19 protein-coding genes are annotated in these 24,560 nt (G+C 68.6%); 8 read left to right on the top strand and 11 right to left on the bottom strand.

Annotated elements, in window-relative coordinates:
- Window positions 1-72: 72 nt before the first annotated feature.
- Window positions 73-1,269 carry a long-chain fatty acid--CoA ligase gene (locus tag G9373_RS17000; RefSeq protein WP_120659372.1) on the top strand — a complete coding sequence of 399 codons (1,197 nt, stop codon included), beginning with the start codon at window positions 73-75 and terminating at the stop codon, window positions 1,267-1,269.
- Window positions 1,270-1,295: 26 nt separating this feature from the next.
- Window positions 1,296-2,261 (top strand): adenosine deaminase, encoded by a 966-nt coding sequence (locus G9373_RS17005; RefSeq protein ID WP_005253753.1) that lies wholly within the window; start codon window positions 1,296-1,298, stop codon window positions 2,259-2,261.
- Between the two features lie 12 nt (window positions 2,262-2,273).
- Here the strand turns inward: G9373_RS17005 and G9373_RS17010 are convergent, their stop codons facing one another.
- Complete coding sequence (locus G9373_RS17010; RefSeq protein WP_167115971.1) at window positions 2,274-3,638, bottom strand: amidase family protein; 1,365 nt, start codon at window positions 3,636-3,638, stop codon at window positions 2,274-2,276.
- A gap of 10 nt (window positions 3,639-3,648) precedes the next feature.
- On the bottom strand, window positions 3,649-4,965 hold the full coding sequence (locus G9373_RS17015) for a D-arabinono-1,4-lactone oxidase (RefSeq protein ID WP_167115974.1): 1,317 nt from the start codon (window positions 4,963-4,965) through the stop codon (window positions 3,649-3,651).
- A 101-nt stretch (window positions 4,966-5,066) separates the two neighbouring features.
- Here G9373_RS17015 and G9373_RS17020 point away from each other — a divergent pair, with 101 nt between their 5' ends.
- Complete coding sequence (locus tag G9373_RS17020) at window positions 5,067-5,711, top strand: TetR/AcrR family transcriptional regulator (protein WP_005564766.1); 645 nt, start codon at window positions 5,067-5,069, stop codon at window positions 5,709-5,711.
- A gap of 59 nt (window positions 5,712-5,770) precedes the next feature.
- Entirely contained in the window at window positions 5,771-6,970 is a 1,200-nt protein-coding gene (locus G9373_RS17025) for an amino acid deaminase/aldolase (protein WP_133986459.1), read from the top strand.
- On the opposite strand, the gene G9373_RS17030 is transcribed toward G9373_RS17025, so the two are convergent.
- On the bottom strand, window positions 6,955-10,422 hold the full coding sequence (locus tag G9373_RS17030; protein WP_167115977.1) for a bifunctional RecB family nuclease/DEAD/DEAH box helicase: 3,468 nt from the start codon (window positions 10,420-10,422) through the stop codon (window positions 6,955-6,957). The two genes, G9373_RS17025 and G9373_RS17030, sit on opposite strands and share 16 nt — an antisense overlap.
- A 78-nt stretch (window positions 10,423-10,500) precedes the next feature.
- Between G9373_RS17030 and G9373_RS17035 the strand changes: the two genes are divergently transcribed.
- The gene (locus tag G9373_RS17035; protein ID WP_167116009.1) at window positions 10,501-11,124 is read left to right on the top strand and encodes an alpha/beta hydrolase; all 624 of its coding nucleotides are present in this window, start codon (window positions 10,501-10,503) and stop codon (window positions 11,122-11,124) included.
- Window positions 11,125-11,175: 51 nt separating this feature from the next.
- Here G9373_RS17035 and G9373_RS17040 read toward each other — a convergent pair whose 3' ends face one another.
- The 4 genes from G9373_RS17040 to G9373_RS17055 all read right to left on the bottom strand — a co-directional run bounded on the left by G9373_RS17040 (window position 11,176) and on the right by G9373_RS17055 (window position 15,393).
- Window positions 11,176-12,963: a long-chain fatty acid--CoA ligase gene (locus G9373_RS17040; protein WP_005564760.1), complete on the bottom strand. Its 1,788-nt coding sequence runs from the start codon at window positions 12,961-12,963 to the stop codon at window positions 11,176-11,178.
- Window positions 12,964-13,102: 139 nt separating this feature from the next.
- Window positions 13,103-13,807, bottom strand: coding sequence for a hypothetical protein (locus G9373_RS17045; RefSeq protein WP_005564759.1), 705 nt, complete (start codon window positions 13,805-13,807; stop codon window positions 13,103-13,105).
- Between the two features lie 99 nt (window positions 13,808-13,906).
- Window positions 13,907-14,536 (bottom strand): phosphoribosyltransferase family protein, encoded by a 630-nt coding sequence (locus G9373_RS17050; RefSeq protein WP_005253762.1) that lies wholly within the window; start codon window positions 14,534-14,536, stop codon window positions 13,907-13,909.
- 59 nt (window positions 14,537-14,595) lie between these two features.
- Window positions 14,596-15,393: a carbon-nitrogen hydrolase family protein gene (locus tag G9373_RS17055; RefSeq protein ID WP_005253763.1), complete on the bottom strand. Its 798-nt coding sequence runs from the start codon at window positions 15,391-15,393 to the stop codon at window positions 14,596-14,598.
- Between the two features lie 108 nt (window positions 15,394-15,501).
- Between G9373_RS17055 and G9373_RS17060 the strand changes: the two genes are divergently transcribed.
- A complete protein-coding gene (locus tag G9373_RS17060) occupies window positions 15,502-17,262 on the top strand; it encodes a DEAD/DEAH box helicase (RefSeq protein WP_167115979.1) in 1,761 nt (586 codons plus the stop codon).
- A gap of 36 nt (window positions 17,263-17,298) precedes the next feature.
- Here the strand turns inward: G9373_RS17060 and G9373_RS17065 are convergent, their stop codons facing one another.
- Both G9373_RS17065 and G9373_RS17070 read right to left on the bottom strand, forming a co-directional pair.
- The gene (locus G9373_RS17065; protein ID WP_005573939.1) at window positions 17,299-17,931 is read right to left on the bottom strand and encodes a hypothetical protein; all 633 of its coding nucleotides are present in this window, start codon (window positions 17,929-17,931) and stop codon (window positions 17,299-17,301) included.
- A gap of 86 nt (window positions 17,932-18,017) precedes the next feature.
- A complete protein-coding gene (locus G9373_RS17070; RefSeq protein ID WP_005253766.1) occupies window positions 18,018-18,569 on the bottom strand; it encodes a DUF664 domain-containing protein in 552 nt (183 codons plus the stop codon).
- A 152-nt stretch (window positions 18,570-18,721) separates the two neighbouring features.
- Here G9373_RS17070 and treS point away from each other — a divergent pair, with 152 nt between their 5' ends.
- Window positions 18,722-20,578, top strand: a complete 1,857-nt coding sequence (gene treS, locus G9373_RS17075; RefSeq protein ID WP_005573937.1) for a maltose alpha-D-glucosyltransferase — start codon at window positions 18,722-18,724, stop codon at window positions 20,576-20,578.
- Window positions 20,575-21,978, top strand: coding sequence for a phosphotransferase (locus tag G9373_RS17080; protein ID WP_133986462.1), 1,404 nt, complete (start codon window positions 20,575-20,577; stop codon window positions 21,976-21,978). The genes treS and G9373_RS17080 overlap by 4 nt, the downstream gene beginning before the upstream one ends.
- Here the strand turns inward: G9373_RS17080 and G9373_RS17085 are convergent.
- Together G9373_RS17085 and G9373_RS17090 are read right to left on the bottom strand one after the other, a co-directional pair.
- On the bottom strand, window positions 21,959-23,857 hold the full coding sequence (locus G9373_RS17085; protein ID WP_167115983.1) for an ABC transporter ATP-binding protein: 1,899 nt from the start codon (window positions 23,855-23,857) through the stop codon (window positions 21,959-21,961). The two genes, G9373_RS17080 and G9373_RS17085, sit on opposite strands and share 20 nt — an antisense overlap.
- A gap of 100 nt (window positions 23,858-23,957) precedes the next feature.
- Window positions 23,958-24,560: a hypothetical protein gene (locus G9373_RS17090; RefSeq protein ID WP_054245417.1), complete on the bottom strand. Its 603-nt coding sequence runs from the start codon at window positions 24,558-24,560 to the stop codon at window positions 23,958-23,960.

A 24,560-nucleotide genomic window follows, 5' to 3' on the forward strand; every position in this document is an offset into this window, starting at 1 on the left:
GTAACTGTGACGGGCGTCATATAGTCGTGGCAACGTCCCGGTCGCGCAGCAGTGTCGTCAGCGGAGGTGCAGATGCCGTCGTCCCTCGTCGAGTACCCGAGTAGTGGTCCCTTCTTCCACGACGACCGGGTGGTCCGTGGTCGCGACGGCCTGCTCCGGTACGGCGGGCTCAACCCGTCGCTCACCGAGCTGCTCGACATCTCCGTGCACCGCTACGCGGGCCGGGTCGCCGTCGAGGAGGACGGTGGCCGGTCGCTCACGTTCTCGCAACTGTGGACGTCCGCGGCGCGGGTGGCCGGCGGGCTGAAGTCGAAGGGCGTCGAGATCGGCGACCGCGTCGCCGTCCGGCAGCCCATGGGGGTCCGTTGGGTCGAGGCCTTCCTCGGGGTGTTGCTGGCCGGCGGCGTGCCGGTCGGGGTGAGCCCGGCACTCGACGACGCGCAGACCGGTGAGGTGCTCGCCGACAGCGAATCGGTACTGATCCTCGACGGCGAACTGCCGGAGGGCATCTCGTTCATCGACGACGGAGCGAGCCCCGACGAGCTGGTGCTGCTGTCGTACACGCCCGGGCCGTCGGAGTCCCCGAAGGGGGTGGAGCTGAGTAACGAGAACGTCCTCTCGACCATCGAATCCGTGCTCCATGCGCGCGGGTTCAGCTCCGAGGGACTGCGGAATCTTCTCGTCGAACCCGAACTGCACACCGTCGGATCGCTCGTCGAACTGCTCTCGACGCTGGTGGTGGGCGGAACGGTCCTGCTGACCGGGAGCACCGACGCGGCGTCGTGGCGCGGCACCGGTGCCGACGTGCTCACTGCGGCGCCCGCCGTCCTCCTGCGGGCCGTGGAGAACTCGCGGGTGACGAGTTTCGGCCGGCGCGCGGTGCGCTGGATCGACTACAGCGGCTCCGGCCTGTCCCTGGAGCAGTCGCAACTGCTCCGGCGGACGTTCCCTGCGGCCAGGCACTTCCTCGGGTGGGGAATGACCGAAACGTGCGGGGCGGGCCTGGCGCTGCCCGACGAGTGCGCTCTGACACACGCGGGCAGCGTGGGCGTCGCGTTCGGCGGGATGGAGGTGGCCCTCCTCGGTCCCGACGCCGGCCGCGGTACCGGCGAATTGCTGTGCCGCGGTCCGGGAGTCAGCCGCGGCTACTGGAACCGGCCCGAGGTCACCGCGAAGACCTTCACGGGTGGCTGGTTTCACACCGGCGACACCGCGAATATCGACGGCGACGGCTTCGTCCGTATCGTCGACCGCGACACCGCTGCCTAGGTGGTGCGAAAGGCAGGTATCCACCCGTGAGCTCTCCCGTCGCCGAGCTGCACATGCACATCGAGGGTTCCCTCGAACCCGAGCTGATCTTCGCGCTGGCCGAACGGAATTCCGTGCAGCTGCCGTACACCGACCTCGACGATCTCCGCTCGCGGTACGAGTTCACCGATCTGCAGTCGTTCCTCGACCTGTACTTCGCCAACATGCAGGTGCTTCGGACGGCGCAGGACTTCGCGGACCTCACTCGCGCCTATTTCGCCCGGGCGTCGGCGGGCGGCGTCGCGCACGTGGAGTTCTTCTTCAACCCGCAGGCCCACGTCAATCGTGGTGTGCCGCTGCACGAGGTGCTCGACGGGATCATGGACGCGGTGGGAACCAGCGAGCGGGAGTTCGGCCTCAGCAGCGCCGCGATCGCCGCGATCCTGCGGGACCGTCCCGTGCACGAGGCGGAGGAAGTGTTCTCGGAGATCATCCGGTTGCAGACGCCGATCGTCGGGCTCGGCCTGGACTCGGCCGAGGTGGGCAACCCGCCGTCGCTGTTCGAGGACGTGTTCGCCCGCGCCCGGTCGGAGGGGCTGCACGTGGTCGCCCATGCAGGCGAGGAAGGCCCGCCGGAGTACATCTGGCAGGCGCTCGATCTCCTCGGTGCCGAGCGCATCGACCACGGGGTGCGGGCGCTCGAGGACCCGGCGCTCGTGGCGCGTCTGGTGGACGAGGAAGTGCCGCTGACCGTGTGCCCACTGTCGAACGTGCGACTGTGTGTCGTCGATTCGCTGTCCGAGCATCCGCTGCGGACCATGCTGGAGGCGGGTCTGCTCGTCACCGTGAACTCCGACGACCCCGCGTACTTCGGCGGGTACGTCGACGACAACTTCGCCCAGTTGCGGGATCAGCTCGGCCTCACGGATGCCGAGCGGGAAACCCTCGCGCGCAACTCGATCACGGCGTCGTTCGCGAGCGACGCGCGCAAGGCGCAACTGCTCCGCGGCTGACGGTTCCGGCCGTCAGTCGATCAGCCCCGTGTCGCCGAGACTCGCGACGACCGCCAGGACGTCGCGGTCACGGCCGTGCGGGCCGACCAGGCAGAGACCGACGGGAACTCCGTCGTCGGTGCGCAACGGCACGGTCGCGTTGGGCAGTCCGGAGATGCTCGCGAGGCAGGTGAGCATGCCGGTGGCGCGCATCGTGTTCCGGAACCGGTCACCGCTGGGGTAGCTCGTCCGCTCGGGGGCCGTGGAGGAGGTCGCGGGCAGCAGGAGCAGGCTGTCGCCCACGTACGCGGTGATCGTCTGCGACGCCTCGGCGAGCTTGATCAGTTTCCGGCCGTACGTGGATTCCCAGATGCGGCTCGCGGCGGCGAAATTGCGGCCGGGTTCGTCGCCGAGCGACGTCATCGCCCCGCTCACCCAGTCGCCGTGCAGCCGCCACGCCTCGTAGCCCTGCACGGCGACGACGGCGTCGTACCAGTCGGGAAGCCGGCCGATGTCCGTGTCGGTCCACGTCAGCCGGGGGAGGGAACTCTTCTCCCACGCGGTGAGGGCCCGCCGCATCGCGCCGAGCGCCCCCGCCTCGGCGACGGCGTTGATGCCGTCGGAGGTGAGCGCGCTGCGGAACGGGGTCTCCGCCGTGAGCGGGAGAAGCGCGCCGGAGACCGCGACGAGGGTGTCGAGGTCGCCGCAGACCCACGCGGGGGTGTCGAACGTGGGGGACAGCGGAAACAGCCCGTCGGTGGAGACGGCGCCCCGGGACGGCGCGAAGCCGTACAGGCCCTGATACGAGGCGGGGATGCGGACGGAACCGGTGGTGTCGACACCCAATCCGATGTCGGCGGAACCCTGCGCGACTGCACTCGCGGCACCCGAGGTCGCACCGCCGGGCAGGCAGTCCTCGGCGCGGGGGTTGGGCGGCGTACCGAACTGCTGGTTGATGCCGGAATGCCCGTAACCGAGGTCGTCGGTCTGCGCCAGGCCGACGACGCGGGCGCCCTGACCGAGGAGGCGCGCCACCACTGCGGCGGTACCGGTTTCGACGGGTGCCTCGGCGAGCCGCCGTCCGCTGCCCGCACCGATCTGCTGTCCCGCAACGGCGTACAGGTCGGTGACGGCGAGTCGCTTGCCGGCGAGGGGCCCGTCACCGGTCGGCGCGACCAGCGGATCGCCCTGCACGCGCCACGTCGCCTTGTCGACGGGCGCGAACTCGGACACCGCTCCGCCGCCCGGAACGGACAGGCCGTCGGGAAGCGGCGGAACCTCCGGGTCGTGCAGGCGTTCCCCGCACGCGCCGAGCATCACGGCACCGAGCGCCGCCGCCCCGGAGGCACCCGCGACGCGAAGGAAGTCGCGACGGTCGAAAGATCGACTGGGGGCCACCTAGCTCACGTTAGCGACCGAGGACCTGCTGGAGGTACGCGTTGCCGAACATTCGCTCGGGGTCGTACTTGTCGCGCACGGCGACGAACTCGTCGAAGTTCGGATAGGCGGGCCGCAAGTCCTCGGCGGTGCGGCCGTGCATCTTGCCCCAGTGCGGTCGCCCGTCCACTTCCCGGGCGATGGCCTCGACCGCGGAGAAGTACGGCTCGTGATCGCGGCGATGGTACTGGTGCACCGCGATGTACGCCGTGTCCCGACCGTTCGCCGTCGACAGCCACACGTCGTCGCCCGCGGCGAACCGGACCTCGACGGGGAACGCGACCGTGAAACCGGACTTCTCCACCCACGAGTCGATCGCCGCGAGAGTGTCGGGGAGGGCCTCGGTGGGAACCGCGTATTCCATCTCCCGGAACTTGACCCGGCGCTCCGACGCGAAGACGCGGTAGCTGCGATCGGTGAATTCGCGCGCGCTCAGCATGCGCGACGACAACCGGTTGATCTTCGGGATCGCAGCCGGCGCAAGGCCGGCGACCCTGTTGATGCCCTCGAACAGGACGTTGGCGAGCAATTCGTCGTCGACGTAGGCGCGGACCGGGTGGAGGGGAGAGACCGGGGTGTCACCGGGTAGCCGGGTGTTGCGTTTCGTCAGCACGCGGCGGGTGTGCGGAAACCAGTAGAACTCGAAGTGGTCGATCGTGGTGCGGTCGTGGTCGAGCCGGTCGAGGGTGGCGTCCAGTGACTCGGGCTTCTCGACGGCGTGCATCACGTAGTGCGGCACGCACTGGATCGTGACCTTCGAGATAATGCCCACGGCGCCGAGTCCCAGCCGTGCCGCCTCGAACAGTTCGGGGTTCTCGGTGGGGGAGCAGTCGGCCACCGAGCCGTCCGCCAGCACCACCTGCAGGGCGCGGACCTGAGTGGCGAGGCCTCCGAAACGCGCTCCGGTGCCGTGGGTTCCGGTGGACAGCGCACCCGCGATGGACTGCACGTCGATGTCGCCCAGGTTGATCATCGCCAGGCCACGGTGCCAGAGTTGCTCGCTCAGGTCGTGCAGCCGCGTGCCGGCGAGGACGGTGACGAGGGCGCCCGCCGGTTCGTCGAGGGTGACGGATTCGATCCCGGTGAGGGCGTCGAGGCTGACGAGGATCCCGTCGGTGACGGCGACCCCGGTGAAGGAGTGCCCCGACCCCACGGCCTTGACCCGCTGTCCGTGCTCCGCGGCACCGCAGACGAGCGCGCTGAGTTCCTCCACCGAGCGCGGTGTCGCGAAGCGCAGCGGGTTCGCCGTCTCGGTGCCCGCCCAGTTGCGCCATGTGTCCTGTGCCATTCGCCCATCATGAACCTGGACGCTCGTCCAGGCAAATGGCGGGTTGGTCGGGCGTCCGTGTTGGTCACAGGCGAGGCTCCCGCAGGTTCTACGATCAGAGGATGCTGAACAGGCTTCCTGCGGATGAACGTCGTGCCCAACTCGTCGAGTCGGCGCTCGCCATCGCGGAGCAGCGCGGCGTCGCGTCGGTCACGGTGCGTGCCGTGGCGGAGGAGGCGGGCGTCTCGCTCGGGGTGGTGCACTACTGCTTCGAGAGCAAGGAGGAGCTCCTCGCGGCGATGGGCGAGAGCCTGGTTCTGCAGCTCAGCGCGTCGATGCGACTGGCGTTCGGTCAGGTTCGGCACGCGCCGGACCTGCGCGGGATCGACGGTCTGCGCGAACTCCTCCACATCGGGATCAGCGGAATGTGGCCGATCATCGAGGCCACCCCGGACCGCCAGTTGCTGACGTACGAGATCACCGCGCAGGCGTTGCGGCACCGGGCGTCCGGGAGCGAGCGGGCCGGCGACATCGCCGGTCAGCAGTATCGGACCATGGACGAGGAGGCGATCGAGTTCCTCGCCGAGTGCGCCCGCATCGCCGAAGTCGGCTGGGCCACCCCGGTCGAGGCGATCGCGCGGTTCGGGCTGGCCATCCTGGACGGGCTCGTGCTGCGGTGGCTGGTCGACCGCGACAGTGAGGCGATGATCGCGGCGCTGGACGACATGGTGCACGTGATCGCGTCGAAGGCGGTCGAGCAGGCCTGAGCGGGCCCGTTTGATCTGGACAATCGTCCAACTCGATGGTTGACTGGCGTCGCAGACCGATGGAGAAGATTGGACGAACTGTGACGCCCACGCTCGACCGTCTCATCGCCTCGACGACCGAGGTCGACCCGCCGTTGGCCGCACTCGACCTGACCACGCTGCGCGCCAACGCCGCCGACCTGGTGCTGCGTGCGGGCGGCACCCCCGTCCGCGTCGCCAGCAAATCCGTCCGCTGCCGCGCGGTACTCCAGGTCGCACTGGGGGAGAATCTCACCGGGGCCGGCGGGTTCCGCGGGATCATGGCGTATTCGCTGCGCGAGGCGATCTGGCTCGCCCGGCACGGCGCGGACGACATCCTGATGGGCTACCCGACGGCCGACCGCGGGGCACTCGCAGAACTCGCGGCCGATCCCGAACTGCTGAACAGGATCACGTTGATGGTCGACAGCGACGACCACCTCGACTTCGTTCTCGCCGCGGCAGGCACCACGTCCCTCCCGGCCCGGCTGTGCATCGACGTCGACGCCTCGTTGCGGCTCGGGCCGGTCCACATCGGGGTGCGCCGTTCCCCGCTCCGCGAACCGTCCGCCGTCGCCGCGTTCGCGAAGCGCGCCGCGGGGCGGGGATTCGCCGTCGTCGGTGTCATGTTCTACGAAGCGCAGATCGCGGGTCTGCCCGACTCCAGTCCGCCGATCGGCTGGATGAAGCGGGCGTCCGCGAAAGAACTCACGTCCCGTCGCACTGCCGTGGTGAACGCCGTGCAGTCGGAGGTCGGGGTGCTCGAGATCGTCAACAGCGGGGGCACCGGCTCGGTGGAGGTGAGCTCCGCGGACCCGGTCGTGACGGAGGTGACAGCCGGCTCCGGTCTGTACGTCCCGACGCTCTTCGACAAGTACCGCGCGTTCCGTCCGCACCCGTCGCTGTACTTCGCCCTGTCGACGGTCCGGCGGCCGGCACCCGGCATCGCGACGCTGTTCGGCGGCGGCTACATCGCCTCCGGTCCCGCCGGGGGCAGTCGCGTGCCCACGCCGGTGTGGCCGCCGCGGCTGAAGCTACTGCGCAACGAGGGCGCCGGTGAGGTCCAGACCCCGGTGACCGGAAAGGCGGCAGCGGATCTCGGCATCGGCGACCGGGTGTGGTTCCGGCACGCGAAGGCCGGCGAGCTGTGCGAGCGGTTCACCGAGGTGCACCTCGTCGAGTCGGACGGCTCCCGCACCGTGGTGCCCACCTACCGCGGCGAAGATCAGTGCTTCGGCTGACCGGTGAGCCGCATGAAGGCACCCAGCTCGGTCAGACCTTCCGGGGTGCTCGGCATGTACCGCGTCAGCGATTCCGACCGGATGATGATCGCAGCCCACTTGCCGCGGGACACCGCCACGTTCATCCGGTTCCGCGACAGCAGGAACGACATGCCGCGCGGCACGTCCTCGATCGCCGACGCGGTCATCGACACGATGGCGACGGCCGCCTCCCGCCCCTGGAACTTGTCGACCGTACCCACCTCGACCTTGTCGAGGCCGACCGCGGCCAGATCGCGTTCGATCAACCCGACCTGCGCGTTGTACGGCGCCACGACCAGGATGTCGGACTCGCCGAGTGGGCGGGTGCCCTCGAACTCGCTGGGGTCGGTCCAGCCGGAACCGAGCAGCTTCGTGATCCGGTTGACCACCTCCCGCGACTCCTCGGGGGATTGGGTGGCGTTGCCCTGGTGGTCGACGAAGACGGTGTGCACGCCCGGTTCCATGCCGTCGAGTCGTCGTGCGGCACTGGCCGATTCCTGTGAACGCAGCTTGCCGTCGTAGGACAGTGTCGATACGGGCGCGCACAATTCCGGGTGCATCCGCCACGTGCGTTCGAGGAAATATCCCCGGCTCGCGGGCAGCGCCCCGTGCCCCTCGGCGAGCCACCCGAGGGCCGACGCGTCCACCGGTTCCGGGTGGGTGCCCTGGCTGACCTGCGGAAGTTGCTGAGGATCGCCGAGAAGCAGGAGATTGCGGGCCGCGCCGCCCACCGCGATGGTGTTGGCGAGAGCGAACTGCCCGGCCTCGTCGATGACCAGCAGATCGAGGCTGCCCGGCGGAACCCGGTCGGTGTTCGCGAAGTCCCATGCGGTCCCGCCGATCACGCAGCCCGTTCCCTCGGCCTGGTCGATGAAGCCGGGGTAGTCGTTGGAGCTGATGTCGGTCCACGTCGCGGCGCGATGCCGCCCGTCCTTCTTCGCGACGAGTTCGGCGGGGAGCCCGGCCTTCACGACGCCGCCGAGCATGTTCTCGATCACCGAATGCGACTGTGCGACTACGCCGATCCGCCAGTGGTGCTGCTCGACGAGCGCCTTGATCACCCGGGCCCCGGTGTACGTCTTGCCGGTGCCGGGAGGCCCCTGCACCGCGACGTACGAGTCGTCGAGGTCGAGTAGTGCCGCGGTGATCGCGCCCGCGTAATCCGTGCCGTCGACGGGTGGGAGCGGATTCCCGCTCCGGGTGCGCGGGTCGGACCGCCGCAGGATGTCCACCGACGCGCACAGCGGGAGGGCCGGCAGCGGCGAGCACATGCCGTCCGCGGCCACCGCGATGGACGATTCGATCCGGTCGGTCGTGATCGGCGGCCCGGGGGTGATCGCCGTCGGAAGTTGCACGTACTCCTCGCCGTTCAGGAGTTCCTCGACGATCACCACGTCGCGGCGGCGGCCGTCCTTCCCGACGTCGAGCACGTTGACCGTGCACGTTCCCCGTTGCTGCGGATTGTCGCCCGCGACCGCCTCGGGTGCAGGGGTGTCGTACAGCGCGTACATCGTGGTCTTGGGCCCCACCGTGCTCCCGGTCCCGAAACGGCCGGTGAGCTGAAGTCGCCGGCGCAGCTTGCGCTGCCGCGGGCTGCTCTTGTGCCAGTTCTCCTCGACGACCGCGGACGACACCACCAGAACGTCCCGGATGTCCGACAGTTCGTCGTGCGGCACGACCAGCCGGTCGAAGTGCGCCCACCAGAACGGTTTCCGCTCACGGCGGTGATAGCCGACCGCCGCCGCCATGAGCGCGGCCGCCTGCTGGTCGTGTTCCCGGTGCTCGCTCGGTCCGTGCCCGGCGAACTCGCGTAACGCCGCCTCCGTGGGGGTGCATTCCTCGGTCACCGGGGTGGGCCCGTCGCCGGGCGGCCGGAGGGCGACGCCGTGGGTCTCCGCCTGCCCGATCAGCCAGTCGCGCAGCCGCAGCGTGGAATCGCAGTCGTACTCGTTGTAGTCGGCGATGCCCTGCAGCAGCGCGCGTGCCTCGTCCTCCCGGCCGTTGTCGCGGTGATCGCAGTAGTCGGCGTACGCGACCACCGATGCGGCGGCGTTGGTGACGTCGCCGTCGCGCGGCTGCTCCGGCATGTACAGCGGTTCGAGCTTCTTGATGCTGTAGGACCGTTCGCCGATGCGCAGGCACCCGCGCACCACCGGATACAGATCGACGAGGACGTTGTCGCGCAGCAGGGTGTCGACGGTCTCCTCGCCGACGCCGTGCCGTCCCGCCAGCCGCAGCAGCGCCGACTTCTCGTACGCGGCGTAGTGGTAGATGTGCATGTTCGGATACTGCTGACGACGCGTGGTCACGTAGTCGAGGAAGTCGACGAGTGCCTGCCGCTCCTCGGCGCGGTCGTGTGCCCAGAACGGCCGGAACACGGCGGCGTCGGCGGGACCCTCGACCACGCCGAAGAGGTATTCGAGACCCCAGTCCGTGGATCCGTTCTCGGCCCAGAGCGGGTCTCCCTCGAAGTCGAAGAAGATGTCGCCGTCGTCCGGTTCCGGCAGCCCGCCCAGCGCCTGCGGGGCGTACACCTGGAACTCGGGGATGCCCGAGGACTCTTGGCGCAACTGCAGGGCGGCCTGAGCGCGAAGCGATTCCAGGGTGCGCTCGGGCAGGCCCTCGACGCTGCCCGTATGCGCGGCGAGGGCGTCGAGAGTGCCGATCCCGGCCGCGATCAGCCGGCTCCGCTGCGTCGTGCGCATTCCGGCCACCAGCAGGAGGTCGCGGTGCTGCTCCACCTCCGGGGTGCACGTGTCGCACCGGCCGCACGCCGTGTACCGGGGGTCGCCCCACTCCGCGAGGGACTGCTCGTCGCGGTGCTCGTCGAGAATTCGCTCGAGCGAGGAGCGTCGCGCGGAGTACACGGGAACGATGTCGCCGAGCGAGTGCGCCGAGTCGCTGTCGTCGCCGAGCAGCAGGTGGACGTCCGGTGAGGTCGGGATCCCGTTGTCGGCCAGTGCTTCCGCGTACGCGGCGAGCTGGAGCAGGGCCGACACCTTCGCGTGCCGGGACAGTTTGGTGTCGTGGACGGCATACGTGTCGCCGTCGCGAACGAGGAAATCGCAGAAACCCAGGAAGCGGCCGTCGAAGAACGTCCCCTGGTACACGACGTCGGCGCCGCCGCGGATCGCCTCCACGGTGGCCAGGTTCGCCTCGAACAGTCCCACCGCGGTGTACTCGGGACGGTCCATCGTGACCACCCCGTCGCCGTACTCGGCGCGGAACTGCTCGAGCCGGCGATGTTCGTGAGCATCGCCCAGGCTCGACGTCCGTTTCAGCATGGGGTCGTCGTCGACGGACATGGTGGCGGAACCGGCCCCGGCGAGCCCGAGCGTGGCGTCCAACCGGCGCAGCAACGCGAACTCGCAGGTGGCGGCCGCGGAGAGGTCGCTGGCGCTGTAGACGATGGTGTCGTCGAGGAGGAACACAGCTACGTCCCCAGTTCTGCCGGTGAGTTCACCCGGCCGATTGTGCCATCGGGGTGCGACAGAGCCAGAATGGCAGCCATGCCCTTCTTCGACGGCCACTCCGGACGAGTCCACTACCGGCACTGGAGCGCGGTGGGAGGACCCGCCGCGCAGCTGGTGTTTCTCCACGGCATGGGGCAGCACACGGGTCATTACCACCGGTTCGCGCGCGGACTCACGCCCGCCGGAATCGGGGTGTGGGGAATCGACCAGGCCGGTCACGGACTGTCCGAAGGCGACCATCCGGGATCCGTGGCGGACCTGGCGGAGGACGCCGCGCTTCTCACCGGCCTCGCCGGCAGGCCCGCACCGGATGTTCCGCTCGTGCTCATGGGGCATTCGCTCGGTGCCGCGGTCTCGATGGAACTTCTCGCGTCCGGTGACGCCGGTTTCCGGTGCGCGATTCTGTGCGGGACACCGAAGACCGCAGCCGTGCAGCAGACGGCGGATGCGCTCGAATCACTCGGGATACCGCTGCTCGCGGTCCACGGCGTGGACGACCGCATCGCACCGATCGACCCCGTCCGGGACTGGGCGGCGGGGATCGGAGGCCTCGAATTCCGGGAGTTCGACGACGCCGGACACGACCTGCTCCACGAGAAGGTCCACGCGACCGTGACCGCGGTGGTCCGCGACTTCATCCTCGGCGCTGCGCGCCCGTGAGTGGTCGAGGAGTCTCCGGACTCCTCGACCACTCACGGGCGGCGGAGCCGCCTACGCGTAGATGGCCTCGATGGCCGCGCCGTGCTCCTTGTGGATGACGTTCCGCTTGAGCTTCAGCGTGGGCGTGAGCTCACCGGTCTCCTGCGTGAAGTCGACCTCGAGGATGCGGTACTTCTTGATCCGCTCCGGGTTGGACACCTTCGTGTTGCCCTCGGCCACGGCCTCGTCGATCTCGGCGACCAGGTCGGGGTTCTTCACCAGTTCGGACACCGGGGTGTCGGCGGCCAGTCCGTGGCGTTCCTTCCAGCCCGGCAGGGTTTCGGAGTCGAGGGTGATGAGCGCGCCGATGAACGGCTTGCCGTCACCGACGACGAGGCACTGGCTGATCAGCGGGTGCGCGCGGAGTGCGTCCTCGAGGACCGCAGGCGCGACGTTCTTGCCGCCCGCGGTGACGATGATTTCCTTCTTGCGGCCGGTGATGGAGATGTAGCCCTCTTCGTCGATCGAGCCGAGATCGCCGGTGTGGAACCAGCCGTCCCGGATCGAATCCGCGGTGGCCTGCTCGTTGTGCCAGTAACCGCCGAACACCACGGGACCCGTCAGGAGCAGTTCGCCGTCCTCACCGATCTTCGCGGCATGGCCGTCGATCGGCTTGCCGACGGTGCCGACCTTCTGTGCGCGGGTGGTGTTCACGGAGATGGCGGCGCTCGTCTCCGTGAGGCCGTAGCCCTCGTACACCGGGACGCCGATGCCGCGGAAGAAGTGACCGAGGCGTGCACCGAGTGCGGCGCCACCGGAGACGGCGCGGTCGCACTCGCCGCCGAGGGCGGTGCGCAGCTTCGAGTAGACGAGCTTGTCGAACAGGGCGTGCTTGAGCTTGAGGCCCAGCCCGGCGCCGCCGTTGTCCTGCGCCTCGCTGTACGCGATGGCCGTGGCGGACGCCTTCTCGAAGATGCTGCCCTTGCCGCCGTCGTACGCCTTCTGCTTGGCGGAGTTGTAGACCTTCTCGAACACCCGCGGCACCGACAGGATGAAGTGCGGCTTGAACGCGGCGAACTGGTCGAGCAGCGTGGTGAGGTCGGCGGTGTGCGCGACCGTGACCTTGGCGTCGAACGCACCGAAGGAGATGGCGCGGGCGAAGACGTGCGCGAGGGGCAGGAACATCAGGGTGCGCCTGCCTGCGTACATCGCGTCGCTGAGCGCCAGCTTCACGGCCGCGGACTCCGCGTAGAAGTTGGAGTGCGTCAACTGCACGCCCTTGGGGCGGCCCGTGGTGCCCGACGTGTAGATGAGGGTCGCGGGGGAGGACGCGCGCACCTGGTGACGACGCTCGTGCAACTGCTCGTCGGTGACGCCTTCGCCGCGCTTCGACAGTTCGTCGATCGCGCCGCCCTCGATCTGCAGAACCTCACGCAGGTCCGGCGCGGCGTCGGTGACGACCTTCAGCGCGTCGGCCTGCTTGGCGTTCTCGACGACCAGCAGCGACGTGCCGGAGTCTTCGAGGATCCACTTGGCCTGATCGGGTGCGGACGTTTCGTAGATGGCGACGGTGCACCCGCCTGCCGTCCAGATCGCGTAATCGATGACGACCCACTCGTACCGGGTCGCCGACAGGATCGCGACGCGGTCACCGAGCTCGACGCCGGAAGCGATGAGGCCCTTCGCGACGGCGGAGACCTGCTCCGCGAACTCCGCGGCGGTGACGTCTACCCACCCACCGTTGCCGGGGCGCTTGAACGGAACGAACTTCGGGTCTTCCTCGGCATGACGGAAGACCGTGTCCGCCATGGAGGCGTCCTCCGGAATTGAGAACGACTGCGGTACCGAGAATTCACGCACTATGACCCCTCCACTGAAACGACATGACGGATGTGCATTCGATCACATTTGTCCCAGTTTCGCACCAGGGTCGATGTCCGTTATGTGTATTTCGTGTCTGACCAGCGGAGATAAGTGTAACTCGGCGTAAACTGATAACTCAGGCGGCCTCTTCCAGACGGCGCGAGTTGGCTGACAGCCAGCGCCGGATCGCGTAGTTCAACTGGTCCGGATCGACACCGAGTTCGGTGGCGGTCGCCTCGAGAATCTCCTCGGCGAGGCCGTCGTCGGTGGCTTCCGAAATGCCGAGCGCGCCGCTGATGAACACGTCCGCCACCCGATTCGGCCGGACCCCGGGGATCCCGGCGAGCATCAGGAAATGCGCCCACGTGACGTCGCTGCTCTCACCGCACACCTCGATCCACGCGTCGTGGATCTGCTCCAGGGCGGCTTCGTCCCGGGCGGCCTCGAGAAGGTCGTCGATGCTGTTGATCCGGAGCTGGTGTAGTCGCTCCGCCGCCAGCTGGATGTGGCGCGCTTCGATCGGCACACCGGTCGCGGAGTACCGCCTCTTGTACGAACCGACCTTGCCCGCCCACTGATCCGAGCTGCCCGCCTCCTCGAACGTGCGGAGAAGGTCGCGCGCGCCGTCGGTGAGGGGTTGATCGGGGTGCGCCCGCCGGTACGCCAGATAGCGGTCGACGACGGCGACCTCGCTGTGCCCGGCGCTCGACTGCACCGATTCGATGATGCAGAGAGCGAGGCTGTGCCGGTAGGCATCGGAGGTGACCCAGCCGGACGGGTCTCCCAATCGGTCGAGGCACGCGGTGACGACGGTTTCGACGGTATCGGCAGAGACGGTCACGAGATCCTCCAAAGGCAGTCTGTTCTGTGCTCTGTCCGGTGTATCGACAGGGCCTCCGGGAACGTTGCACTGGAGCTGAAGATTCCTCGAGAACCACCGTCAGTGGTGGGCCAAAAGGTCTGTGACCTCGCTGTCCGAGAGTTGATGGAAATCGTCGTACGCGTTGCCGACTCCGCCGAGATCGGCCGGGATGTACGGGCAGACCACCTCGTCGGCGGTCACGCGCAGACGTCCGACGGCCTCCGGGGCCGCCACGGGGACCGCGACGATCACGCGTGCCGCGCCCAGCTTCTTCACCGATTGGCAGGCCACCGCCGCGGTCGCGCCCGTGGCCATGCCGTCGTCGACGAGGACGGCCGTGCGGCCCTTGAGCGACACGCGCGGTTTCCCGCCGCGCAGCACCCGCGCCCGCCGTTCGAGTTCGCGGCGCTCCTTCGCCTCGACCATGGCGAGTGCGGTCTTGCTGATCCGGGCGATGCGGATGACGTCGTCGTTGATCACCCGGGATTCACCCTCACCGATGGCGCCCATGGCGAGTTCCGGCTGCCACGGGACACCCAGTTTGCGGACGAGGACCACGTCGAGGGGCGCAGACAGGGCGGCAGCGATCTCGAACGCGACGGGGACGCCGCCCCGCGGCAGACCGAGCACCACCAGATCGGTGCCGCGCAGGTGCTCCAATGCGGCGGCCAGTCTGCGGCCGGCGTCGGCGCGACTGGTGTACAACATCGAACGCTCCGTGATCGAGGAGAACGGTTCGTCTCCGACGCTACTCCCGATCGGGCCGTTCAGATCTCGCTGACGGTGAATCGGCGCAGGGCGAGGGCGGGGTTCTTCTCCCGCACCTCGGTGATCCGCTCCGCGCTGACCGCCGCGACCGCTGTACCCACCCGCTCACCGAGGGAGGCGAGGGTCACGCCCATCGGATCGACGATCATGCTGTTGCCGGCCCCGGTGCGCGCGCTCTGGTCGGCGGCGGCCACGTACACGGTGTTTTCGATGGCGCGTGCCCGCACGAGAGTGGACCAGTGGTCCTCCTTCAACGGTCCGGGCACCCACTGTGCGGGCAGCAGCAGCACGTCGGCGCCCGCGTCGACGATGCGGCGGGTGACCTCGGGGAACCGGAGATCGTAGCAGGTCTGCATGCCGAACGTGAGGCCGTCGACGGCGAAGGTCTCCGGGGCGCCGATCTCCCCGGCGCGGATGACGTCGGATTCCTTGTAGCCGAACGCGTCGTACAGGTGGAGTTTGCGGTAGGTGGCGACGATGTCGCCGCCCGGTCCGAGCGCGACGAGGGTGTTGGAGATGTGATCGTCCCCGGGCAACTGCTCGTTGACCCCGGCAATCAGGTGGACCTCGAGTTCCTTCGCGGTCGCGGCCAGCCCGCTGACGAACTCGCCGTCCAGGCCCTCGGCCGACTCGACGATCCGCTCGTCCGTTCTCGGCGCCGTGAACATCGCGTACTCCGGCGCCACCACCACCTTCGCGCCGCGGCCCGCGGCCTCGGCGGCGAGCGTGCGGAGGGTGCGCAGGTTCTCCTGCTTGTCCTGACCGGGAGCGAACTGAATGACAGCGACATCGACCATGCCGTCCACGCTAGGCGACGAGGTGCGGCAGGTGTCTCCCGTCCCGGTCGCCGCGTATTTCCGCGGCGTGGCGATGCACTGTGGACTCGTGCACTAAACTGCTGGTCAATGAGTGATATCGAGCGTGACCCCGAACCCCCCACTTTTGCCGACCTCGACATCGATGATCGGGTCTTGAAGGCACTGTCCGATGTGGGCTACGAGTCGCCCTCGCCGATCCAGGCAGCCACCATTCCGCCCCTCCTCGCCGGCAACGACGTCGTCGGCCTGGCGCAGACCGGCACCGGCAAGACCGCTGCGTTCGCGGTACCGATCCTCTCGAAGATCGACCTGACGCAGAAGTCGCCGCAGGCGTTGGTTCTCGCGCCGACGAGGGAACTGGCGCTGCAGGTCGCGGAGGCGTTCGGCAAGTACTCCGCCCATATTCCGGGCCTGCACGTCCTGCCCATCTACGGCGGTCAGAGCTATGGCGTCCAGTTGTCGGGGCTGCGGCGCGGCGCTCACGTCGTGGTGGGCACGCCCGGTCGGGTGATCGACCACCTGGAGAAGGGCACGCTCGACCTGTCCAAGCTCTCGTACCTCGTCCTGGACGAGGCCGACGAGATGCTGAAGATGGGTTTCCAGGAGGACGTCGAGCGCATCCTCGCCGACACTCCGGAGTACAAGCAGGTGGCGCTGTTCTCGGCGACGATGCCGGGGGCCATCCGCAAGATCTCGAAGCAGTACATGCACGACCCCGTCGAGATCACGATGAAGTCGAAGACGTCGACGGCCTCCAACATCTCGCAGCGGTACGTCCAGGTGGCGCACCAGCGCAAGCTCGACGCCTTGACGCGTGTCCTCGAGGTCGAGGACTTCGAGGCGATGATCATCTTCGTGCGCACCAAGCAGGCCACCGAAGACCTCGCGGAACGACTGCGCTCGCGCGGATTCTCCGCGTCGGCGATCAACGGCGACATCGTGCAGGCGCAGCGTGAACGGACCATCGGCCAGCTCAAGAGCGGCGCCCTCGACATCCTCGTGGCCACCGATGTGGCCGCGCGTGGTCTGGACGTGGACCGCATCTCCCACGTCGTCAACTACGACATCCCGCACGACACGGAGTCGTACGTCCACCGGATCGGCCGCACCGGTCGCGCCGGGCGCGCCGGCGAGGCGCTGCTGTTCGTGGCGCCGCGCGAGCGTCACCTGCTCAAGGCCATCGAGAAGGCGACCCGTCAGCCGCTGGCCGAGATGCAGCTGCCCAGCGTCGACGACGTCAACGCGCAGCGTGTGGCCAAGTTCGGCGACTCGATCACCGAGAGCCTCACGTCCGACAACCTGGCGTTGTTCCGCAAGATGATCGAGGACTACGAGCAGGAGCACGACGTCCCGCTCGCCGACATCGCCGCCGCGCTCGCGGTGCAGTCGCGCGACGGTGAGGCGTTCCTCATGGCGCCCGAACCGCCGCCCGCGCCCCGCCGCGAGCGTGAGCCCCGCGAACGCCCGGCGCGCCGTTTCGACGACGGCCCCCCGACGCGGTCGCGTGGACCGGAGGGCCAGGAGCTCGCGACGTACCGCATCGCGGTCGGCAAGCGGCACCGTGTGGTGCCCGGTGCGATCGTCGGTGCCATCGCGAACGAGGGTGGGCTGCGGCGCAGCGACTTCGGGCACATCAGCATCCGCCCGGACCACAGCCTGGTGGAGTTGCCCGCCGACCTGTCCAGCGAGACCCTCGAAGCCCTGCGCCGTACCCGGATCTCCGGTGTGCTGATTCAGCTGCAGCCCGATTCGGGTCCGCCGTCGGCTCGGCCGCGCGGTGGCCGCGACGATCGGGCAGGCGGAAAGTTCCAGCGCGACCGGGACAGCCGGAAAAGGCCGCGCGAGTAGTTCTCGCGCGGCCGTCCCGAACGGGATCCCCGGCGATTACGCCGGGGGAGCGGGAGCCGGGGCGGGCTGTGCCGCCTCGGCGGGCAGCGGCCCCTCCTCGGGAACGAAGAACGAACCGACGGTCGGCAGCACGTAGCACGTCGCGTTGGTGTAACCGACGGTGCCGAAGATCGATGCCACGACGGTGCCCGGCCCCGTCGTCACGACCTTGTTCAGCGCCGGGTAGCCGCCGTCGGTGACGCCGTCGAGGGGCAGGATTCCGCTGGCGCCGGTGTTGGTGTTGATCCACGCGACGTTGAGTCCCGACGACTTCACGACACCGGGGTACGCGGAGAGAGCCTGGAAGCTGATCTCGTTGGCCTTCACCTCGGCGGTGGGCCCGGTGGTGCCCGACGCCAGCGTCAGCGTGACCGGTGCGACGGTGCCGCAACCCACGGTCGGTGCGGTGTAGAGGAACGGCGTGTACGCGCCCGCGACATCATGCAGCACGGTCGACGTGGCCAGCGCCTCGACCGCGGCCTTCTCCTCGGGCTTGTCGGCCTGGGTGCGCAGTTCGGCGAGTCCGGGGACGTCCGGGGTGGCCGGTTCCGCCGCTGCCGTGCCCGAGAGGCCGAAAGTCGCCGCGATACCGACCGTTGCCGCCGCGATCGTGCGTCGCATCACGCTCATACCGTCCACCTGAACTCCTCGTTGTCTCGTCCGGGCAGCTCTGCAGCGCGCCCGAGCGGAGAATTTACCCGAGAGAGTGGAAACAGTCAGGACCAGCTGCCGCCGCCGGCCAGCGTATCGGCGCGTGCACCGTCGAGGGATTGCCGGATGATGTCGGCGTGACCGGCGTGCCGGGCGAGTTCCTCGATCTGGTGCAGCAGCATGTAGCGGACCGTGAAGGTGACTCCCGACGCCATCCACTGCGCCACGTCGGCGGGCAGGTCGACGTCGCGATCCAGATCGGTTTCGGCTGCGACCGCGGCCTCGGTGGCGCGCTGTGCGTCGTCCAAGCGGGCGAGGAGAACGTCGACGGTCTCGTCCTCGGCGACGTTCCATGCGGCCATCCACGCTGCCACCGGATCGTCGCCGACATCGCGCGGGGCCCCGGTGATGCGGGAGGTCATCGCCTCCTCGCCGTCGATCACGTGCTTGAGGAGTGACGCCAGGCTCAACTCGCTGGCGCTGGGCACACTGCGGGCCTGCTCCTCGGTCAGCCCGGACAGCGCGTTGCGGAAGGCGGTGCGCTGGTTGTCCAGCATGAGGAGAAGGAGTCCGCGCTCGTCGGAGATGAGGTTCTGGGTGCTGGGTGATTCGGTCATGCACCCAGTGTGGCGGCAATAGCGGACACCTACTGTCCTCGATCGACACGCTGCGCGCGTCCCCAGCGGTTCGGGCAGGACCGACCTACGATCGAGGCACGTGTCCGGGGAACGCCCCTGTTCCTGTGATCGAGTCGCGAACCGAGGTGCTTATGCCCCTGGAAGATTCGTCGTCGGCCTTCGCCGACCCGTCCGGGGAGGGCGCGGCCCCGCCGGAGCACGACCTGGAAGGCCACATCATCGAGGCCCGGTCCGAGGACTTCTTCCACGCCAGAGAACTGCAGGTGGACAGCGAGTGGTTCAAGACCGCGGTGTTCTACGAGGTTCTGGTCCGCGCGTTCTTCGATTCCTCCGGCGACGGAACGGGCGATCTCCGGGGGCTGACGTCCAAACTCGACTACCTGTCCTGGCTCGGCGTCGACTGCCTGTGGCTGCCACCGTTCTACGATTCGCCGTTGCGCGACGGCGGATACGACATCCGCGACTTCCGCGCCGTGCTCCCCGAGTTCGGGACGGTCGACGACTTCGTCCAGCTGTTCGATCAGGCGCACCGTCGCGGGATCAGAGTCATCACGGACCTGGTCATGAACCACACGTCCGACACGCACGCATGGTTCCAGGAGTCGCGCGCCGACCCCGACGGCCCGTACGGCGACTTCTACGTGTGGTCGGACCGTGACGAAGGGTATCCGGAGGCGCGCATCATCTTCGTCGACACGGAGACGTCCAACTGGACGTGGGATCCGGTGCGCAAGCAGTACTACTGGCATCGCTTCTTCTCCCATCAGCCGGACCTGAACTACGACAATCCCGACGTCCAGGACGCGATGATCGACGTGCTGCGGTTCTGGTTGGACCTCGGAATCGACGGCTTCCGGTTGGACGCCGTGCCCTATCTGTTCGAGCGGGAGAGCACCAACTGCGAGAACCTGCCCGAGACCCATGCGTTTCTCAAGAAGTGCAGGGCAGTCATCGACGCCGAGTACCCGGGGCGGGCACTGCTCGCCGAAGCCAACCAGTGGCCGTCGGACGTCGTGGAGTACTTCGGGGAACCGGACGTGGGCGACGAGTGCCACATGGCGTTCCACTTCCCGCTGATGCCTCGCATCTTCATGGCCGTGCGGCGGCAGAACCGGTTCCCGATCTCCGAGATCCTCGCGCAGACCCCACCGATTCCGAGCTCGTGCCAATGGGGAATCTTTCTCCGGAACCACGACGAGCTGACGCTCGAAATGGTGTCGGACGAGGAGCGCGACTACATGTATTCCGAGTACGCACAGGATCCGCGGATGAAGGCGAACATCGGCATCCGCCGACGTCTCGCTCCGTTGCTCGAGAACGACCGCAACCAGCTCGAGCTGTTCACCGCGCTGCTGCTGAGCCTGCCGGGTTCGCCCGTCCTCTATTACGGGGACGAGATCGGCATGGGCGACAACATCTGGCTCGGCGATCGGGACTCGGTGCGCACGCCGATGCAGTGGACTCCCGACCGCAACGCCGGATTCTCCCGCGCCGACCCGGCGCGAATGTACTTGCCGGTCATCATGGATCCCACGTACGGCTACCAGTCGGTGAACGTCGAGGCGCAGATGAACTCGACCAACTCGTTGCTGCACTGGACCCGGCGCCTGATCCAGGTCCGCAAACAGCATCCGGCGTTCGGAACGGCGTCGTTCACCGAACTCGGCAGCGCGAACCCGGCCGTCCTGTCGTATGTTCGGGAGACGCCGCCGAGCCAGGACCGGCCGTACAGCGACGTCATTCTGTGCGTCAACAACCTGTCCAGGTTCCCGCAGGCGGTGATCCTGGACCTCACCCAGTTCGCCGGCCGAATTCCCGTGGAGCTCACCGGTTCCGTTCCCTTCCCCTCCATCGGGGAGGACGGGTACATGATCACACTCCCCGGTCACGGATTCTTCTGGTTTGCGCTGGAACCGGATCCGAAGTCCGACGGCGCGGTGAGCGGCCACCCGGTCAGCAGCGAAGCGGAACAGGCGGTGCAGCAGTGAACGAACCCAGCAGTGAACGCATTCCCGACGAGACCCTCGAGCGGCAACTCGTCCGTTGGTTGCCGGACCGGCGGTGGTTCGCCGCCAAGGGCACCACCATTTCGGCGGTGCGGATCCTGCTGCGCCACGAGCTGATGGCGGTCTCCGGCTTCTCCGCCGAGCATCTCCTGGTGTCGGTGGAGTTCGAGGCGGGGCCGCCGCAGGTGTACCAGATACCGCTGGGGTTCCGCAGTCATCTACCCGAGGACCTCGAGCCGTGGGCGCTGCCGGACGGCGACGGAAACATCATGATCGCGTACGACGGCCTGCACGATGCCGAGATCATCACCCTGTATGCCGACTTGCTGTCGGAGGCCGAGGGTTCCGGGCCGGTGCAGTTGAAGACCGTGCCGGGCACGATGATCGAAGCGGGGCTCCGCGGGCGGACGCTCGGCGCGGAGCAGTCGAACACGTCGGTGGTGCTGGGGGAGAAGCTCCTGATGAAGATCTTCCGTCTGGTCACGCCGGGGGTGAACCCGGACGTCGAACTCCACCTCGCGCTCGCCGAGGCGGGCTGCGAGTACGTGGCGACGCTGCGGGCGTGGATGGAGACGGACGTGGCCGGGATTCTGACCACCCTTGCGATGGTGCAGGATTTCGAGGCCAACTCGGCGGACGGGTGGAGCATGGCGCTCGGCAGCGTCCGCGACCTCCTGATCGAAGCGGATCTCCACGCCGCGGAGTTGGGGACGGACTTCGCCGGTGAGTCCTACCGGATGGGCGCCGCGGTCGCCGAGGTGCACGCGACCCTGGCGCGTGCGCTCGGGGCGGAGGAACGACAGGTGGCGTCGACGACCGTGGAGGCGATGACGCGCAGGCTGGACGCCGCCACCTCGATCGTTCCCGAACTGGGAGAGGTGGCCTCGGCGGTGCGGGGCAAGTTCGCCGAGGCGGAAGCTCTGGGCGCCACCACCGTCCAGCGGATTCACGGCGACCTCCACCTCGGTCAGGTGCTGCGGACGCCGGAGCGGTGGCTGCTGATCGACTTCGAGGGGGAGCCCGCCAAGACGCTCGACGAGCGCCGGGAACGGGACAGTCCGTTGCGGGACGTCGCGGGAATGCTGCGGTCGTTCGACTACGCCGCTCACCACCTGCTGGCCGATTCGGTGCCGATGGGAGCGATGGGGGCGGCGTCGCAGCGGGACTTCCGCGCGAGGGAGTGGGCACAGCGCAACGCCGACGCCTTCTGCGAGGGCTATTCCTCCGTGTCGGGCACCGACCCGCGTGAGGCGGCGGCGTTGCTGCGGGCTTACGAACTCGACAAGGCGGTGTACGAGACCGTGTACGAGGCGCGGAACCGCCCGCATTGGATCGGCCTGCCCCTCTCGGCCATTCGCAGACTCACCGGAGTACCTCGGTGAGGGTGGGGGACGACACCGTGCCCGTGTCGAACTGAGTGCGATACAGCTCCTCGTACCGGCCGCCCGCGGCGAGCAGTTCGGAGTGGGTGCCGCGTTCGACGATGCGCCCGGCCTCGACCACGAGGATCAGATCGGCGGCGCGGACGGTTGACAGCCGGTGCGCGATCACCACCGCGGTCCGTCCGGCGAGGGCTTCGCCCAGCGCCTCCTGGACGGCGGCCTCGGACGTGGAGTCGAGGTGCGCCGTTGCCTCGTCGAGGATGACCACCCGCGGATGCGCGAGCAGCAGGCGCGCGATGGTCAGCCGCTGGCGTTCGCCTCCCGACAGCCGGTAGCCGCGTTCGCCGACCACTGTGTCGAGGCCGTCGGGCAGGGCGGCGACGAGGTCGGTGAGCCGCGCCCGTTCCAGCACCTCCGCGAGTTCGGCCGGCGTGGCGCCCGGGCGGGCGAGCAGGAGGTTGGCCCGCACGGTGTCGTGGAAGAGGTGCCCGTCCTGAGTCACCATGCCGACGGTGGCCCGCACGGAGTCGGCGGTCAGGTCGCGCACGTCCACCCCGCCGAGTTTCACCGAGCCGGCGTCTGCGTCGTAGAGCCGGGGAACCAGTTGGGCGATGGTGGACTTGCCTGCTCCGGACGATCCCACCAGCGCGACCATCTGCCCGGGTTCGGCGCGGAACGACAGCTGGTGCAGCACGTCGACGCCGCCGCGGGTGTCGAGGGTCGCGACCTCTTCGAGCGACGCCAGCGACACCTTGTCGGCCGAGGGGTATGCGAACTCGACGGAGTCGAACTCCACCGACACGGGGCCCTCGGGCACCGCGACCGCGTCGGGCTTCTCCGCGATCAGCGGCTTCAGGTCGAGGACCTCGAAGACGCGCTCGAAGCTCACCAGCGCGCTCATCACGTCCATGCGTGCGCTGGCCAGTGCGGTGAGGGGCGAGTACAGCCGGGTCAGCAACATCGCCATCGCGACGACGGCACCCGCGTCGAGTTGTCCGCGCAGTGCGTAGAACCCGCCCAGCCCGTAGACGAGCGCCAGCGCGAGAGCGGACACGAGAGTGAGCGCGGTGACGAACACCGACTGCAGCATCGCCGTGCGGACGCCGATGTTCCGTACCCGCCGGGCACGGACCGCGAACTCGGCGGACTCCTCGGACGGGCGGCCGAACAGCTTCACGAGTGTGGCACCCGGTGCCGAGAACCGCTCCGTCATCTGAGTGCTCATCACCGAATTGTGGTTGGCTGCCTCACGATTGAGTTGCGCCAGCCGCGCTCCCATCTTGCGGGCGGGCAGGACGAAGATCGGCAACAGCAGCAGCGCGCACAGCGTGATCTGCCAGGAGATCCCGATCATCACGATGAGCGTGATGCCGAGCGTGACGAGGTTGGACACCACGCCCGACAGCGTGTCGCTGAACGCGCGCTGCGCACCGATCACGTCGTTGTTGAGGCGGCTGACCAGCGCGCCGGTGCGAGTGCGGGTGAAGAACGCGATCGGCATCCGCTGCACGTGGTCGAACACGGCGGTCCGCAGGTCGAGGATCAGGTTCTCACCGATGCTCGCGGACAGCCACCGCGTCCACAGGGCGAGTGCGGATTCGAGTACGGCGATGACCGCGATGAGCGCCGCGAGGCGCACGACGACGGACACCGCGTCGCCCCCGACGATGGCGTTGACGACACGGCCCGCCAGCACCGGGGTGGCCACGGCCAGCGCGGCCGTGACGACGCTGAGCAGCAGATACCACCCGAGGCTGCGTCGACGCGGCAGGGCGAATCGGGCTATCCGCCGCAACGTCGTGCGGGAGAAGGGTCGACGATCCTCTTGGGCGTGCATCGCGTTGTACATCGCGTTCCACGCCGTGACTTCCATGCTCATGCCAGCGGCCTCCTGTCGCTATCCCCCCACGGTAGAGCCGGGGTATGACACGACGGTAGAACCTCAACGTTACTCGAGGTCAAGCTGCGGGCGGGAAGCGCTACTTCGCGACGTCCACGACCACCCGCGTCGGATCGGACAGGGCCGACACCGTGAAGGGACGGTCCGGTCGGGTCACGCCGATGAACGACTGCGTGACACCTTCGAACACGAGCGCGCCGTTCACCTCGGTCACCGTGCCGCCGGGAACACCGGGCACCGGGTTGGGGCCCGAGTACCCCTCCACATCGCTGTCGAACGGGTACGCCGAGCCGTCGATCTGCACCTGCAGGATGCCGTTGCCCGACACCGGGATCGTCTTGCCGCTGCCGTCCTGCACCGCCTCGTCCACGTATGCGACCCGCCAGCCCGGCGTGCCCTTGCCGCCGAGTTCGTACACCACGCGGTCGAATCCCTCGTGCTCGCCGACGCGGACGTCGGTGACCGTGAGCTTCGCGGACTCGGACGCCGCGGACGATTTCGGCGACGCGTCCGTCGGGATCGGCGCCGACTCGGATTCGAGGGCGCTGCTGGTGGTGGCGGCCGCGGCCGGTGACGTCGCCGCCACACTGCTGGCGGAGTTCGACTCCGAGCATCCGGTGAGCGTCAGGGTCAGGGCGCAGGCGGCGAACGCGGCGAAAGGACCGATCCGGTGGTTGATCAT

The sequence above is a fragment of the Rhodococcus sp. A14 genome, from assembly GCF_011603105.1.
Classification (GTDB): Bacteria; Actinomycetota; Actinomycetes; order Mycobacteriales; family Mycobacteriaceae; genus Rhodococcus_F; species Rhodococcus_F opacus.